We start from the raw sequence: 16,064 nt of genomic DNA, 5'->3' as shown, positions 1-16,064 counted from the left end.
TATTCCCATAACCTGCTAGTTAATTAATAAAAATTGATTAGCGTCGTCTGGCTATAGAAACACTAAAAATACCCCAGTTATCGATAGATTGGTTAAGCTTTTCGAATCCAGCTTCTTCAACTAAGGCATCCATTTCACCTTGGCTACGACAACGCATTACCCAAGCTTGTCCACCTTGATGGCTTGGTAATACACGAGCGATCATCTCGACTTGAGGGTGCCATGGCTGGCAGGTATAGATCAGTAATCCACCGGATGGAATTGCACGAGATAGACCGTTTAACGATGCGCGAATTAGCTCGTTACTTGGAAACAGTTCATACAGCCCACTGACAATACCTAATGTTGGCGCAGGGGAAACAGCAGCTAAATCATCAGCATCAAAAGCATTACCTTCTTCAAAGCGTATTTTATTTTCTAAATAACGTTCTTTGATATGCAAACGACCTTGTTCCACGTTGACCGGGCTATAGTCGCGTAATAGAACAGAGTCTACTTTGCCATAGTCATTGATAGCATCAAATACATAGCGACCTTGCCCTGCGGCAATGTCCATGATCCTTACGGGTTTGCCATCATTCGTCAAATCACGGATAGCTTGGCGAATAATATTCTCAATATTCACTTTGCGCTGGCGGATACCTTGCCAGCCAATACTGTTGAGATATTGACGATCAATAATTCGCCCAAATAGCCCGGTACCTTGAGCTTGATTGCGATAAACATAATCGAGAGTTGAGCCTGAATCGAAGCCTTTATCATAGCCAATTCGTACCCCTTCAGATGCTTTACCAAGGGTACTCATTGATTTACTCATAATTTTATAGACGATATTTTTTGGGCAATATTCAGGTAGCGGTGTATTGAGTGTCCGGAAAACATCCGCACTGGTGCTCCAAGTATCTTCAAATTGATAATCGTGCTGGTAGAGCGGTAACTCGAATAATTTTTCAATAAATTGGTGAATTTTTTCAATGGGAATATGGCGATCTTTTTCCCCTAAAGTATCGTGATAAAAGCCCGGTAAAATATGCTTTTCTTTAATAGGAGTATTCAACCGCTCATAGAATTGGTGCTGTGGTTTGTGATGCACCACATGGTCACTACCTGAAATAAATAGCTGGGTCGGGACTGTAATCGCAGCGGCATCAGCAACCACGCGTTCCGCTGTAGTATACAATTCAAGCAAGATATTAACGGCAATTGGACGCGTGATTAGCGGGTCATTATCGAAAGAGGCGATGCGCTTTTCATCGTGAGTCAAAAATTTGGCTTTTACATAGGAGTTGACATAAAACAGCCCGCGAATTTTTTGCATTAATCCCAGACCAGTACGGGCAAATGGGACATACAGTTTCACTTTAAAAGCAGGAGAAGCAAGTACCATGCCGCGAATTTTAGGCGCGTAATCATGAACCCAAGTAGAAACTAAAACCGCCCCTACACTTTGTCCGATCACAATAATATTTTCGAGTGGGATGTGATATTGATCGGAAACATAACGAACAAATTCATCGACATCACGAACTGATGTGCCTATCGATGGACTATAACCTCGAGCCCCTTCATTTCGCCCATGACCTCTGGCATCCCATGCAAACATAGCAAAATCAGGAAGATTTAACTCATCCACTAAATGTGCCACTCGCCCTGAATGTTCGTGACCACGGTGAAATAAGATCACAGCTTTATCTGTGGTGTGCTCTGTAGGCCAGTAACGGTAAAACAGAGGAGTATGGTCACTGGTGGTAAATTGCGATTCGACGACGGGACGTTGTGTCAAATAATCTGTTTGAGCGTTCATCATTGTTCCTTAATTATTTTTCAATGCAGGGCTGAGCTCAGCAAGCGCACGGCGAATACGGTTATAACAGGTATATAGCAACAAGAGGGAAATAGTGGCAAAAAGATAATTTACCCAATTAGCAGCCATTAACTGAGGGAAAATCGTAACAAATAATCCGAGTGCACCAAATATGAAAGCGCGGTCACTTTTACCGATAGGACCATCGTAGCGGCGAGAAGCGCCGATAGCTTGTGCAATAACACCAATAAACTCGGTCAGGACAGATAAAAAGAGGATCAGTAAAATCCACCAGAATGCGTGAGGGAAAATCAGCACAAAGGGTAAATACAGTGCGACATCCGAGATAACATCCCCAAGTTCGTTGAGCATTGCGCCGAGATGGCTTTTTTGATTGTGTTCACGAGCAAGCATCCCATCAATGGCATTAAGCGCCATGCGAATAAACAACACAAACGGTAATAAAATAAACAGATAGGGATTAGGGAAGAGGGTTAATAGCCCACCCACAATGATGGAGAGCCCTAATGCGGCTAACGTGACTTGGTTTGCAGTGATTCCGGCATCAAACAGCTTACGAACTATCGGGCGCAGCAGATCCTGAAATTTCGGTTTCAGATCATAAATGGTCATTAACTCATCCTTAAATGTACTGCAATTAATGTGCAGTTTAATGCTATATCAATACGCGATTGTGATATTGCCACAATAAGACCTGTCCTAAGTTACTCAATGATCATATTGAGTAACTTAGGAAATAGAATGATTATTAGAGCGATGAGGAGACTAAAAGTTCGTATCAATGAAAATAACGCATCGATAAGAACTAAGAAACACTTTTCGTGGCTTAGAATGAAAAGTGTTTTTTGGCTTTAAATACAGTCGACAGTATCAAATATTTCGGTCGTTTTTTTATCTATATTTGAGCGCATTCGTTTAAATTGGCTCGGGGTCATCGTGGTCAGTTCTTTAAATTTACGGCAGAACGCACTGTGATCTGCATAAGCACATTTGATAGAAATATCCGTAATGGAATAATCCTCTTCTAATAATTCGATGGCATGTTCGAGACGCTTTTTCTGAATATATTGCTGAGGTGTAATATGAAATACTGTTTTAAATTGACGATTTAATTGTGATAAAGAAAGCCCCGCAATCTCTGCCAGAGTTGTTATTTTTATAGCCGTGTCAAAATGTTGACTAATATAGTGCTCAACGCGACTTAATTGGCTATTTAATTTTGGGCTAACGGATTTTTCATCTTGCAAATCAACCGAAATTCCAGCCACACCGATCACTTGGTTATGAGTATTAAAGATAGGTACTTTAGTGGTCAGACACCAACCTAGCAATCCAGCCTTATATAGATGTAATTCTAATTTATTAATGACACTGATTTTTTTTTGCATGACCAAATAGTCTTGAGAACTATAACTCTGTCCTAAATCGGTATGAAAGATATCTTCTGCACTTTTTCCAATGACCCCATTTACCGTGGCTATCTTGCAACGTTTTGCCAAATTTTCATTGGCGAGAAGATATTTTGCGTTTCGGTCTTTAACAAAGAACGTCACATTTGGAAGCGTATTAATTAAAGGCATAACCAATCCAAGATAATTTAACAAGTTGTTAATATTATCAACAGGGAAAAGCATGTTTTCCTGACTAATCGACAACAGTTTATTTAAATCAATCATGTTGCGCTCCAGTGCATTCAACTAATTTTAATAGTTATCTTAAATATTTTTAAATTGTGCAGAAATACGCATGGATTGATTCGAAAGATATCAAGAGTTGTTTACATTAATCAAGCATTCTATTAACAAATAATATTAATAAGGATGACGCCATGCAGAGTAAATATAAAAAAATCGATGTAATAGACTCTCATACCGCGGGTGAACCCACGCGTTTAGTGACCGCTGGTTTTCCAGATTTAGGAAATACCGACATGGCTTCACGCCTTGAAGTATTGCGCTCAAAGTATGATCAATGGCGCTGCACCACCATTTTGGAACCGAGAGGAAACGATATTTTAGTGGGCGCATTGCTCTGTCAACCGGTGAATCCTAAAGCGGCGGCAGGCGTTATTTTTTTCAATAACGAAGGTTATTTGGGAATGTGTGGTCATGGCACGATTGGCTTAGTTGCCTCTTTACACCATATGGGACGCATTAGCTACGGAGAGCATCTAATTGAAACTCCCGTTGGTGATGTGACCGCGAAGTTACATGAAGATGGCAGCGTGAGTATTCAGAACGTTTATTCTTACCGCTACCGAAAATCAGTACAAGTTAACGTTCCTGATGTGGGCACAGTGACGGGAGATATTGCTTGGGGAGGTAACTGGTTTTTCTTAATCGAAAAATCACCGCTAGCTATTAATTATGGCAATGCCAAGGCGTTGACTGAGATCTGTTTGAAAATCAAACAAGCCCTTGTTGACCAAGCTATTTTTGGTAAAGAAAATCAGGAAATTGACCATATTGAGCTGTTTGGTCAGTGTGATGATGCGGATAGCCAAAGTTTTGTCTTATGCCCTGGTGGGGCTTACGACCGCTCTCCTTGTGGAACGGGAACCAGTGCAAAACTGGCGTGTCTGGCGGCTGACAATAAATTAGCCGAAGGCAAAATCTGGCATCAAGCAAGTGTGATTGGTAGCCAATTCCAAGCCAGTTACCAAGTCGCAGATGCTAATGGCATCATTCCGACTATCCGAGGTAACGCGTATATCAGCGGTGAAAATACCTTACTTATCGACGATAAAGATCCTTTCCGTTTTGGGATCACTGTGAAGTGAGGTGAGCACATGAATAACCAATATTCAGTGATTGTCGTTGGCGGTGGCATTGTTGGATTAACCATCGCGTTATCCATACAACAGCGTGGCACCGACGTTTTATTGCTTGATAAAAACCAAATTGGCTCGGGAGCTTCATTTGGTAATGCGGGGCATATTGCGACGGAACAGGTTTTTCCTGTGGCAGACCCTTCAGTTTTAAAATCAATCCCCAGCATGTTACTTGACCCTTTAGGCGCATTACGCATTGATTGGCGCTACATATTGCCATTAACACCATGGCTACTGAAATTATTGGGGAACATGCGGCATAAGCCGTTTATGCATATTCATCGCGCACTCAGCATGCTAAATGGTGCATCTTTAGGGGCATGGCAAGAATTTTCCCAACAGTGGCAATTGCAGGATTTAATCAAGATTCAAGGCTCTTTGCTGGTGGCAGAAAAACCGAAAACGTTAGAAAAATTGCGTCAGCATGGTGATTACCTAAACCGCCTTGGCGTGAAAAACCAGTTACTTGACCAATCTCAATTATTATCCCGAGAGCCAGAGCTGGCAGAAAACCAACTTGGAGGATTGTTTTATCCCGATACCGGACATGTTGTTGAGTTAGCTGAACTTCATCAACGCTTAGAGCGAACATTTGTTCAGCTCGGCGGTAAAGTATTAACGGAGTGTGAAGTTACTGCGATTAATTCCTCATCAGCAAGCCAAGCGTATGTCACTACCTCACAAGGAATATTCGTTGCAGATAAAGTGGTGATTGCAGGGGGAGCATTCTCAAAATCTTTAGTGAAAATGGTCAGCCGCATCAATGTGCCATTGGAGACTGAACGTGGTTATCACTTAATGCTCCCGAAAGAAAAAGGGCGCTTATCTGTTCCAGTTTCAAGCATGGATCGTCGGTTTATTATGACCCCAATGAATGGGGGATTACGTCTTGCAGGAACAGTTGAATATGCAGGGCTTAAGCGTCCTCCAAATATGCAACGAGCACAACATTTTTTACCTCTTGCGAACCCGATGCTGAAGCGGTCTTTAGATAGCCAGCATAATAGTGAGTGGATGGGCTTTCGCCCTACAATTTCTGATTCTTTACCCGTCATCGACCAAAAGGGTCCTTATGTGTTTGCTTTTGGGCATCAACATTTAGGACTCACACACGCGGCGATCACCGCAGACATCGTTAATAACATGATCCATGGGCAACCGACCCCGATCGATTGCTCACCTTTTTCGATTAAGCGCTTTCTTTAATTTTAGGAGAATTACAATGAATTTTCATGGCATCCTCGTTCCGTTAGTTACCCCATTTCATGATGATTTATCATTAAATATGACTGCGTTAGCTGAACTGACCGAAAAGCTCATTGACAGTGGTGTGACCGGATTAGTGGTGTGTGGCACAACGGGAGAATATTACGCACTGAATGAAGATGAGCGTAAAACTGTGTTAACCACGGTAAGTAAGATTGCCAAAGGGCGTGTAACACTCATTGCAGGGATCAACGACCTGTCTACCGACGGAGCAATCAAACGTGCAGCTCAGGCGAAAGAGCTGGGCTATGAAGGATTGATGTTATCCCCACCTCCATACAGCTTACCTGACCAGCAAGGGGTTTATGCGCACTATGAAAAAGTCGCTAAATCAACCTCTTTGCCCATCATTATGTATAACTTCCCTGCGCGCATAGGTATCGAAATTGAAATTGACACCGTGATAAAACTGGCAGAAATCGACAATATTGTGGCCATTAAAGAGAGTAGCGGCAGTTTTAGCCGAGCGCTGCATCTACTGCAAATGCCATTTAAAAACTTTGAGGTGATTTGTGGTTGTGATGATCAACCGGTGGATTTCTTCTTCTGGGGTTCCAAAAGTTGGATCGCTGGCGCTGGGAACGTCTTTCCTGCGGAGCAAGTTGCTATCTTCAATGCTTCTCAAAAAGGTGATTGGGCAAAAGCCAAACAAATTATGCAAGAAATTTATCCGGCAATTTACTCAATGGAGTCAGGAAACTACAACCAAAAAGCCAAAGCAGGTTGCCTAAAAGGAACCTTCAAAGTGGGACCGGTTCGTCTTCCACTGTCAAATATCAGCCAGCAAGAGCGTGATGAGTTTCTTGCGCTGATTAAGCCATAGAAGAGGAATTTCCCATGCTAATCACCAAAGAACAAATTTTTGAACGTGCCAAACAGAGCCAATTGTGGGCAGGAAACTTAATCGCAGGTTACCAAAATCACACTGCAAAACTAAAGAATTATACGCCGATTGATAATAGTTTGATTGGCTACATTGCAGATGGTAGTGCTCAAGATGTGCATGCAGCTGTCAATGTAGCTCGCTCAACCTTTCAAGAGGGAAGCTGGAGTGGGTTATCTCCCCAAGAACGCAAGCAAGTCATGTTACGTTGGGCACAGTTAATTGAAAAACATAGTGAAGAGTTGGCTGCGCTAGATTGTGTTGATGCAGGAAAACCGATCACAGAATGCCTCAATACCGATTTACCCGCCACGATAGAAACCTTTTATTGGTATGCGGAAGCCATCGACAAACTGTTCGGTAAAATCGCCCCAACAGGTAACCAAGAAATGGGATTGATTGTCCATGAGCCGATTGGCGTTGTGGGCGCAGTATTACCATGGAATTTTCCTGCCCAAATGTTTGCATGGAAAGTGGCACCTGCATTAGCGGTGGGTAACTCGGTCATTGTTAAACCTGCTGAATTAACGTCACTGAGTGCTTATCGCTTGGTTGAGTTGGCATATGAAGCCGGAATTCCCAAAGGGGCACTTAGCTTGGTTTGTGGATTAGGGGAAAAAGTGGGAGAAGCCCTTGGTCGTCATCCTGACGTAGACATGGTGTCATTTACCGGTTCAACCGAGGTTGGGCGCCTATTTTTGAAATACTCTGCGGAAAGTAATTTAAAAGAGATTGTTTTGGAATGTGGAGGAAAAAGCCCTCAAGTGGTTTTTGAGGATGCGGATATTGATGCGGCCATTCCTCATATTATGGCCGCAGCGTTCTGGAACATGAGCGAAAACTGTAGTTGCGGCTCTCGCTTAATTGTTCATGAAAATATTAAGAAACCGTTGTTAGAAAAACTGACCAAGGCGGTTGCTTCATGGCAAGTCGGTAATCCGATGGATGCTGCGGTGTCTATCGGCCCGATGATTGAACAGGCTCATTTTGAAAAAGTGAAATCGTTTTTAGATTCCACAATTAAAGAGGGCGGAAAACTGGTTGTAGGAGGAAAAGTACGCAGTGACCTTGGCTCAGGATGGTATATCGAACCCACTATCTTTGATGCTGTTACGCCAGAAATGTCTCTATTTCGACATGAAGTTTTTGGTCCCATTTTAGCTGTCACTTCATTTAAAACAGATGATGAAGCGGTGACTTTAGCGAATGATACCCACTATGGATTGGCTGCCTCGTTTTACAGTCAAAACATCCATCGTGTCATGAATATTGCTCGTCGTATTAATGCGGGAACAGTTTCTGTGAACGGATTTAGCGAAGGCAATATCACGACGCCATTTGGTGGTTTCCGTCAATCAGGTTTTGGTGGAAAAGACAATGGCTTAGAAGCTTTTGAGCAATACACCCAAACTAAAGTTATTTGGCTTATTAATCATTAAAACAACATAAACCTGAGAGTTATCGTCTCTCAGGTTTCACACCTTGCATACACACAAATACAATTACAATCGTCGAGGAGTACATATGGAAGCCATCGTAAACACGCTCGTTGGTTACATCTGGGGTAATGCTCTCGTATTTTTATCTCTGGGTGTTGGTCTCTATTTCACATTAGCAACCCGTGGTGTTCAGTTCCGTTACATCGTTAAAATGGTCTGTTTACTGAAAGAAAACAAAGCCTCAAAAGAGGGGATCTCGTCATTCCAAGCCTTCTGTCTAGCCCTTTCTGGCCGTGTTGGGGTCGGTAATATTGCTGGGGTGGCGACGGCGATTGCCGCAGGTGGCCCAGGGGCGATATTCTGGATGGTGGTGATGGGCTTATTAGGGGGAGCGAGCGCCTTTGTTGAATCCACACTGGCACAAATCTACAAGCAGCGATCTGATGGTCAATATCGAGGTGGCTCTCCGTACTACATCGAGAAAGGTTTGAAATTAAAACCGTTTGCAATTTTCGTTGCTGCCGTAATTTGTCTTTCTTATGGCGTATTAGTTCCTGGGATCCAAGCAAATACCATCGCTGACTCTTTCCAAACGGCATTTAATATTCCACCAATGGCGACGGGTGCGTTGGTGACAGTATTAATGGCATGGCTGATTTTTGGTGGTGTAAAACGTATTGCGAGTGCAGCAGATAAAATTGTACCTATTATGGCATTGGCATATCTGGTAATGATGGTCATCATCCTGAGTAGCTATTGGGAAAGCGTCCCAGGTATGTTTAGCCTAATATTCCGTAGTGCGTTGGGAATGGATGCGGTATTTGGGGGGATCGTAGGTACGGCAGTTTCATGGGGTGTTCGCCGTGCGGTATTCTCTAACGTTGCAGGTGCTGGGGAAGCCACATTTAGCTCCGCAGCGGCAGAAGTAAGCCATCCTGTTAAACAAGGTCTAATCCAAGCATTCTCTATCTATATTGATACAGTTGTTGTTTGTACGGCTTCGGGATTGATGATCCTTGTCACCAACATGTACAACGTTTTCCCTGATGGCTCGGCAACGGCATTAGTGGAGTATATTCCGGGGGTTGCAGCAGGAACTGCCTGGACACAAATGGCGGTATCCACGGTCTTTACATCTGCAGGATCAGGTTTTGTTTCCATCGCTGTGTTCTTATTCGCGTTCACGACACTAATGGCTTACTACTATATTGCGGAGACCACCATTGTTTACCTTGATCGCAAGCTTAAATATCCAGTGCTTAAGCTCATATTGAAATTCGTGTTCCTCGGAATCGTTTTTATGGGCAGCGTACAGTCGGTCAGTATCATGTGGGGATTAGGGGATATTGGTTTTGGAAGTATGAGTTACTTAAACTTAATTGCGATCGTATTCTTGTCTAAACCTGCATTTAGGGCGCTACGAGATTATGAAAGACAAACTAAATTGGGTGTCGATCCGGTGTTTGACCCGAAGGTTGCGGGAATAGAAAACGCAGAGTTATGGGAAGAAATTAGCCGAGAGTACCATGCAAAAGGTATTGGTATCGATAAGATTGATAATGAAAAAGGTGCTAAGAAATTAGCTGAAAAAGAATAACTAAAGTAGAAATGGCGGTGAGAGAGGGGTTCGAACCCTCGATACGTTCGCACGTATACACACTTTCCAGGCGTGCTCCTTCAGCCTCTCGGACACCTCACCGTTTTTTCTATCTAAATCTGTCGTAGAATTTGCGATACAAAACTTGTCCTACAACGGGGCGCTACTATAGGGAAAAGAGCGCCTTCCGTCAACTCCCTATTAAGTTATTTTCACCTTTTTTCTGTTGATGAGTTAAATAAAAAGCAATTTGATTACTATCTAATCTTTAGTGAATTATCTTGGATAAAAATTCACACTTAATTGTTTATTTAAACTGCAAGCAATTAATCTAGCTTTCGTTAACTCCTTAACAAAATCCCCATATTATCGGCGTAATTTGCTCGCAGTGACTTGAAAATAAACACCATTACGCACACTCTGGTAGAAACCTATAAGGAGTTGCCATGAATATTTTATTTTACCATCCATTCTTTGATGCCAATCAGTGGATTGAGGGCATGCGTGCTAGATTACCACAAGCCAATATTCGTCAATGGAAGCCGGGAGATAACCAGCAGGCAGATTATGCCATGGTATGGCTACCGCCTTATGAGTGCTTAGCGGGACGTAAAGAGCTGAAAGGTATTTTTGCATTAGGCGCTGGGGTGGATGCGATTTTAAAACAAGAGCACGACAATCCAGGAACGTTACCCGCGGGTGTACCATTGATGCGTTTAGAAGATACGGGTATGGCAATTCAGATGGAAGAGTATGCGACTGCAAAAGTGTTGTATTACTTCCGTCGTATGGACGAATATCGTCAACTGCAATCTCAACGTCAATGGAAACAACTTCCTGCCTACAAGCATGAAGAATTTGTGGTTGGAGTGATGGGCGCCGGGGCATTAGGGCAAGCTGTTGCTAAACGTTTGGCAAGTTTTGGTCTTCAAGTCCGAACGTGGAGCCGTTCAGAAAAACAAATTCCTAAAGTGAAAAGTTATTATGGACAAGAACAGTTAGCCGATTTTTTATCGGGAACTCGTGTAATCGTGAATTTGCTACCAAGTACACCAGAAACTATTGGGATCCTTAATCAACAACTCTTTAGTCAATTACAACCCAATGCTTATATTATCAACCTCGCTCGTGGCGCACATTTAATTGAGCAAGACTTGCTCAGTGCATTAGATAAAGGGCAAGTGGCAGGGGCATCGCTCGATGTCTTCGCGACTGAACCATTGCCGCAAATGCATCCATTCTGGACGCATCCACGAATAGCGATTACACCACATGTGGCAGCATTTACATTACCGAATGAAGCCATGGATATGATTGCGAGCAATATTCAGCGGATTGAAGCAGGAGATAGTCCAGAGGGGATTGTCGATACGTCCCGCGGCTACTGATTTCCCGTCCTACTTTTCGCCGTCACGTTGTTGGCGGCGTCCACACACCCTAGTCACATACTTGTGTATGCTCCTAGGGATGTGTTTCCTTGCCGCCTAGTGACAACAAAAAGTCGTTAGGGAAATCCGAGGTTATACTTTTCTAATTTTATCTGTCATTGTCAGGTTGTTGGCGGTGTCCACACACCCTAGTCACATACTTGTGTATGCTCCTAGGGATGTGTTTCCTTGCCGCCTAGTGACAACAAAAAGTCGTTAGGGAAATCCGAGGTTATACTTTTCTAATTTTATCTGTCATTGTCAGGTTGTTGGCAGCGTATTCCTACTATCCCATCTAGTGCTAATCAGGCTTCAGTGAGTGGTTTTCTGTTTTTTCAGGTATACTGCATCCCATAATGATCACGAAAAAGTGATTGCAGGAAAATCGCAAACAGGAAGAAACCCATGAACGAATTCTCAATCGTCTGTCGCATTTTAGGTACGTTATTCCAGCGTTCTCCAGACGATGCTCTTGTGAAACCATTGCTTGATATCATTGCGCAAGACAAGCTGAAGGCGTCTTGGCCTCTCGAACAGGATGATCAGTGGGAGAAAATGGCAAAGGCGGTCGATATCAAAGCTATTACGGCGGATTACCAAAGCATGTTTGGTAGTGAACTAACGGTTCCTCCATTCGCTCATCGTTATGATGAAGAGATCTCCGAAGCGGAAATTCGTGAATTTCTCACCTCAAGAGGCATGCCCTTAACAGATTCACCAACGGATACTTTTGGGGCATTATTATTAGCGACTTCTTGGTTAGAAGACCAAGCCGCAGAGGATGAAACAGCCGCACAAACTGAACTACTCGATAGCTATATTTTACCTTGGTACGGTTCATTCCTTGGTAAAGTTGAAGCTCATGCCACAACGCCGTTTTATCGTATTTTAGCGCAAATTACGCGAGATGCAGTGATAGCATTACGTGATGAGTTAGAGTCTGAGGGCGATAGTGAATAAGTGACAGTGTCACTTAATTACTGTCCCATAAAATAGCTTAATAATATGGGTTGCTTTATATCTGTTTTTTAGAGTTTAAAAACGCATAATGCCCAGTAATGTCATTCTTCGTGAGATGTATTTTATAATTGCTAGTTTATCAACGTCAGGTAAATGGCTTTCAGTATAAGTATCGGTGATTAATTGGTGACTTTTAATCACTCTCAATAGTAATTTTTTAGCCAATTCGTTACGAATCCCTATACCTTGAGCAAGTAGAATAAAATCAGCCCCAGTATATTCTCCATACTGTGAATTAAGGCCAGGAGCAATATCAGAGTCATTCTCTTCTAGTTCAAGTAGTGGCAATGCTAAATATTCAGTAAATACAGATGGGTAAGGGACGATGCTCACAAAATCATAGATTGGTGCTAAAGAAGGTTTTTTATTTTGTGGAAGTAAAATGCTGATATTTCGAAGATGATAATCATTGTTGCCTAGTACATAAGCATAAATAATTCGAAGGAATAAATCTCGCTTACTTGCCAACGAGTCATCCACATTTTCAATAATAAACTTAGCGGCTTTTTCATAACTCACCGATTTAGTTCCATCAACATTACCATATTTGTCATTGATTCCCATTGCACCATCTAGCTGTTCTTGATGTAGCTTTTGGACATCATTACCCAAGCGGTCATAACGTTGAATGATAAACGCAAATTCTTTAGGCTTATCAAGGGAGCTTTGGAAAGGAATTAAACCAAAGGGAGGTGTAGGAAACTTTAGTCGCTTCATTACGGTCATTGTGGCATGCTCGTTTTCAGCGAGAAATGGGTAAGCTTCGGGGGAAGGTTTTAGGATGAATGTCCCTTTGTTATTAGCAACATATAATGAGCCATTTTCTAGACGTAAGGATAGTTTGGGCTGAAAGCCTGAAATACTCATTCCAGTTTGGTTTGCTGGTTGATCTTGAATAAACTGGCTACGAGTGAAAGGGAGCTCAAGAGTGAGGCTATTTTTGCCAAAAAGTTCGTTAATCCCTACTTGAGAATAGCCGAATTCAAGTTCTTCGTTATTAAGCTTTTTAAGATTAATTAGGCAGTGTTTTTCATTCATGAGCGATCTCTTTAAATGTGATAGCACCTAATAAATCATTGCCATTTTGTATGAGCATACCAAATAAATCGTTGGGATCGATTTTTTGCAATTCGGAATAACGTTTTTTTAACCACCCTTCAGGTGCTAGCCCCTTAAAAAATGGATGTAATTCATCACATAAATAAGGTTCACTCCTGACGCCCATGCTTAAAGATACACTTTGACCATCATAATGTTGATAGTATTGAAATGAGTAGCCATTAGTAACTTCAGCTAAGATACCAACAGGAATATTGTAAAGCCAAACTTCTACCTTTCGAGACATAATTCAAAACCTAATTCTTTAAGTAATAAATGTAAGTTTATTGCTTTGGTTGATAATGGATTTGCTACAATGCGTTTAAATGTTGCAATAGATACCCCAATCTGTAGCGCCATCTCTTCATAGGTAATTCTCTGTTTTTTTAGCTCTTGACTAATCAATTGGCTAAATTCACTTTGTTGAATTTGAGTTAGGTAGATAGTTTGCTTATCGTTGTTAGAGTGTGGTTTCATAATGTTATCAAGGTTCACTTTTGATACTTTTTTAGGGATAACGCATTTTTTTCATGCATAATAGTCTGAGTGTAGATCAAAAGTATCATAGTTGATACTTTTGTTTGTTATTTATACGCACTGTTATATTTAGAGGCTATAGAGGTGATTAAAGTATCAAAAATGACACTTTTTAGTTTGGAGAAAAAAGCAACCTGTAGCGAAGGTTGCTTTTTCATTTTTAGATTTATCAATCAAAAATATTTATGGTCACTAATCGACCATTGGGATAACCAGCTTTCCGGGCTTAATTTCTAATCCTTTGGCTAGCTTTTTAGCCGTAGCTTCAGCCGCACTGTTTTCAGGATTCAAAACATAGACGGGTTGATGCTCGAAGAAGGTTTCTAGAGAGCTATTTAAATAAGGAATGACGGCAGAGATAGCTGTATCCATATTTTGAGGTGTAATCGTATATTTGGTAATTTTAAGCTCTTTCAGATAGATAGAGCCAGAACTTACATCAAAAACAGGACGTGCTGTTAACGTCAACGCAATCTTTGCATCAGCAGCGCCAATGAATGAATTCAGTTTCACATTAGACTCGCCATTTAGGGTGATAATTCCTGGCTCACTACGTCCAATCTCAGTGGTTAAGTTACTTAATGTGATATCCGCATCAGCAACGCCGGAGACACCAATATTGTTTTCATATTTTACTTTGCTAGCTAAATAGCTATTAATTTGCGATTCGCTAATCGTAAACTCGGTTAATTTGTCACAACCCGTAAGAATAAATAAAAATCCAAATAGAGATGCCAATAAAATATTTTTCATAACCACTCCTTCATACAGTAATGGTGCAAGTGTAGCGTATTACTGTCCGCTCAACATGACTGTTTCAATTTTTTTACGATTAAACTGCTTATGAAGGGCCCATAAAGTGATGAATCCGATGATGCCAAGAAGGAACCAAGGTAATTGCGGCATATTCCACTGGTGCCCGATGTCATACATCCAGCCACCACCCGTGTAACCAACTGCACCACCGAGGGCTAATCCTAGACGGCTAAAGCCCATATAGCTGCCTCGGGCTCTCGGGTCAGCCAGTGATGCACTCAAGGTTTCTCGGGCTGGATCGGCGGTAACCGTGCCTAAATAAAATAGGCAGATTAAAGCAAATAACATATTCACTGAGGTTGTCATGCCAATCGGGAACATGCTGAGGCTCATCAGAAATAACCCCGCCATAAGACGTTGTTCTAAGCGGAAATGTTTTTCACTCCAGCGGGCAATAGGGTAGAGCAAAGTCAAAGAAATAGCGGCTTCTATGGCATACATCCACTTCACGGCTGCGGGGCTGCCTGCTAGTTCATTGACCACAATAGGGAACATTAACATCACTTGTACCGACAACATAAAATAGCCGGAAAGGGTGATCACGTAGGTAACGAAGCGCTTATCTTTTAATACGCGGCTCATTCCTTCACGAATTGGCGTTCTTACCGTAGAAATTCGGTATGCAGGAAGCAACCAAGCATTACAAATAGCCGTAATAATGAAAACACATGCACCAGCCCAACACACGTAATGGAAATCATATTGTAGTAACCAGCTACCAATAAGTGCGCCAATAACTGCGCCAGCGCTATCTTGCATCAATAGCAGGGAATAAAAACGGCCCCGCTCATAAGGGCGAGTAAGCTTAATGACTAATGCGGTTCGTGGTGGGTCAAATAAGGTTCCACCTAATGCTGAAAGTACACAGGATAGCCATAACACCCAAGGATCATAGGCTAATGCCATCAAAACGAAACCAGCAGCACGCAATAACATACCAATGACTATCATGGGCTTAGCGCCGAAACGGTCAGCGATTGCTCCGCCAAAGATGCCTAAACCTTGTTGGACTAATTGTCTAAGGCCAAGCGCAAAGCCAACGACGACCGCAGCCCAACCAAGTTGGTCGACAAAGCGAATAGAGATCAGTGGAAAAACGACGAAAAAGCCTAGAACAACCAACATATTGTCTAGTAAAAGAAAGTATTTGCCGAGGCTTCTAGCCCGTGACACCTGCGCCATGCGACACCATCAAAAAAGTAGTAACGGAAGGAATGATTCTTTATTAATAGTATCAGGGAATTAGGTGGTGTGTATGATGATATTTTTTTATCGATATCTTCTTCATATTTCAAACCACAGCGTTGTTGGCTACATTCCTGAATC

15 protein-coding genes and 1 tRNA gene are annotated in these 16,064 nt (G+C 42.1%); 7 read left to right on the top strand and 9 right to left on the bottom strand.

Features of this window, described 5'->3' with window-relative positions:
* Nucleotides 1–37: 37 nt before the first annotated feature.
* From PROVRUST_RS02790 to PROVRUST_RS02780, 3 genes are all read right to left on the bottom strand, one after another.
* Nucleotides 38–1,804 (bottom strand): bifunctional alpha/beta hydrolase/class I SAM-dependent methyltransferase, encoded by a 1,767-nt coding sequence (locus PROVRUST_RS02790; RefSeq protein ID WP_039854112.1) that lies wholly within the window; start codon nt 1,802–1,804, stop codon nt 38–40.
* Between the two features lie 9 nt (nt 1,805–1,813).
* Nucleotides 1,814–2,437, bottom strand: a complete 624-nt coding sequence (locus PROVRUST_RS02785; RefSeq protein WP_006813170.1) for a CDP-alcohol phosphatidyltransferase family protein — start codon at nt 2,435–2,437, stop codon at nt 1,814–1,816.
* A 239-nt stretch (nt 2,438–2,676) separates the two neighbouring features.
* Nucleotides 2,677–3,501, bottom strand: a complete 825-nt coding sequence (locus PROVRUST_RS02780; RefSeq protein ID WP_006813169.1) for a helix-turn-helix domain-containing protein — start codon at nt 3,499–3,501, stop codon at nt 2,677–2,679.
* A 152-nt stretch (nt 3,502–3,653) separates the two neighbouring features.
* On the opposite strand from PROVRUST_RS02780, the gene PROVRUST_RS02775 reads away from it, so the two are divergent.
* From PROVRUST_RS02775 to PROVRUST_RS02755, 5 genes are all read left to right on the top strand, one after another.
* Nucleotides 3,654–4,604 carry a 4-hydroxyproline epimerase gene (locus PROVRUST_RS02775; protein WP_006813168.1) on the top strand — a complete coding sequence of 317 codons (951 nt, stop codon included), beginning with the start codon at nt 3,654–3,656 and terminating at the stop codon, nt 4,602–4,604.
* A gap of 9 nt (nt 4,605–4,613) precedes the next feature.
* Nucleotides 4,614–5,861, top strand: coding sequence for an NAD(P)/FAD-dependent oxidoreductase (locus tag PROVRUST_RS02770; protein ID WP_006813167.1), 1,248 nt, complete (start codon nt 4,614–4,616; stop codon nt 5,859–5,861).
* A 16-nt stretch (nt 5,862–5,877) separates the two neighbouring features.
* A complete protein-coding gene (dapA, locus tag PROVRUST_RS02765; protein ID WP_006813166.1) occupies nt 5,878–6,744 on the top strand; it encodes a 4-hydroxy-tetrahydrodipicolinate synthase in 867 nt (288 codons plus the stop codon).
* Nucleotides 6,745–6,758: 14 nt separating this feature from the next.
* Nucleotides 6,759–8,243: an aldehyde dehydrogenase gene (locus PROVRUST_RS02760; RefSeq protein WP_006813165.1), complete on the top strand. Its 1,485-nt coding sequence runs from the start codon at nt 6,759–6,761 to the stop codon at nt 8,241–8,243.
* 85 nt (nt 8,244–8,328) lie between these two features.
* Nucleotides 8,329–9,840 carry an alanine/glycine:cation symporter family protein gene (locus PROVRUST_RS02755; protein ID WP_006813164.1) on the top strand — a complete coding sequence of 504 codons (1,512 nt, stop codon included), beginning with the start codon at nt 8,329–8,331 and terminating at the stop codon, nt 9,838–9,840.
* 12 nt (nt 9,841–9,852) lie between these two features.
* Here PROVRUST_RS02755 and PROVRUST_RS02750 read toward each other — a convergent pair.
* A tRNA-Ser gene (locus tag PROVRUST_RS02750) sits at nt 9,853–9,942 on the bottom strand.
* Nucleotides 9,943–10,286: 344 nt separating this feature from the next.
* Here PROVRUST_RS02750 and ghrA point away from each other — a divergent pair.
* Both ghrA and PROVRUST_RS02740 read left to right on the top strand, forming a co-directional pair.
* On the top strand, nt 10,287–11,228 hold the full coding sequence (gene ghrA / locus PROVRUST_RS02745; RefSeq protein ID WP_006813163.1) for a glyoxylate/hydroxypyruvate reductase GhrA: 942 nt from the start codon (nt 10,287–10,289) through the stop codon (nt 11,226–11,228).
* 444 nt (nt 11,229–11,672) lie between these two features.
* Nucleotides 11,673–12,227, top strand: a complete 555-nt coding sequence (locus PROVRUST_RS02740; protein WP_006813162.1) for a TorD/DmsD family molecular chaperone — start codon at nt 11,673–11,675, stop codon at nt 12,225–12,227.
* Nucleotides 12,228–12,302: 75 nt separating this feature from the next.
* Here the strand turns inward: PROVRUST_RS02740 and PROVRUST_RS02735 are convergent, their stop codons facing one another.
* From PROVRUST_RS02735 to mdtH, 5 genes are all read right to left on the bottom strand, one after another.
* Complete coding sequence (locus PROVRUST_RS02735) at nt 12,303–13,325, bottom strand: type II toxin-antitoxin system HipA family toxin (RefSeq protein ID WP_006813161.1); 1,023 nt, start codon at nt 13,323–13,325, stop codon at nt 12,303–12,305.
* Nucleotides 13,318–13,632: a HipA N-terminal domain-containing protein gene (locus PROVRUST_RS02730; RefSeq protein ID WP_006813160.1), complete on the bottom strand. Its 315-nt coding sequence runs from the start codon at nt 13,630–13,632 to the stop codon at nt 13,318–13,320. The genes PROVRUST_RS02735 and PROVRUST_RS02730 overlap by 8 nt, the downstream gene beginning before the upstream one ends.
* Nucleotides 13,617–13,862 carry a hypothetical protein gene (locus tag PROVRUST_RS02725; protein ID WP_006813159.1) on the bottom strand — a complete coding sequence of 82 codons (246 nt, stop codon included), beginning with the start codon at nt 13,860–13,862 and terminating at the stop codon, nt 13,617–13,619. The genes PROVRUST_RS02730 and PROVRUST_RS02725 overlap by 16 nt, the downstream gene beginning before the upstream one ends.
* 252 nt (nt 13,863–14,114) lie before the next feature.
* Nucleotides 14,115–14,675 carry a lipoprotein gene (locus PROVRUST_RS02720; protein WP_006813158.1) on the bottom strand — a complete coding sequence of 187 codons (561 nt, stop codon included), beginning with the start codon at nt 14,673–14,675 and terminating at the stop codon, nt 14,115–14,117.
* Nucleotides 14,676–14,714: 39 nt separating this feature from the next.
* Nucleotides 14,715–15,920 carry a multidrug efflux MFS transporter MdtH gene (gene mdtH, locus PROVRUST_RS02715; RefSeq protein ID WP_006813157.1) on the bottom strand — a complete coding sequence of 402 codons (1,206 nt, stop codon included), beginning with the start codon at nt 15,918–15,920 and terminating at the stop codon, nt 14,715–14,717.
* Nucleotides 15,921–16,064 lie beyond the last annotated feature (144 nt).

The sequence above is a fragment of the Providencia rustigianii DSM 4541 genome (genome assembly GCF_000156395.1).
Classification (GTDB): Bacteria; Pseudomonadota; Gammaproteobacteria; order Enterobacterales; family Enterobacteriaceae; genus Providencia; species Providencia rustigianii.
This window is presented reverse-complemented; position numbering and strand designations above follow the sequence as displayed.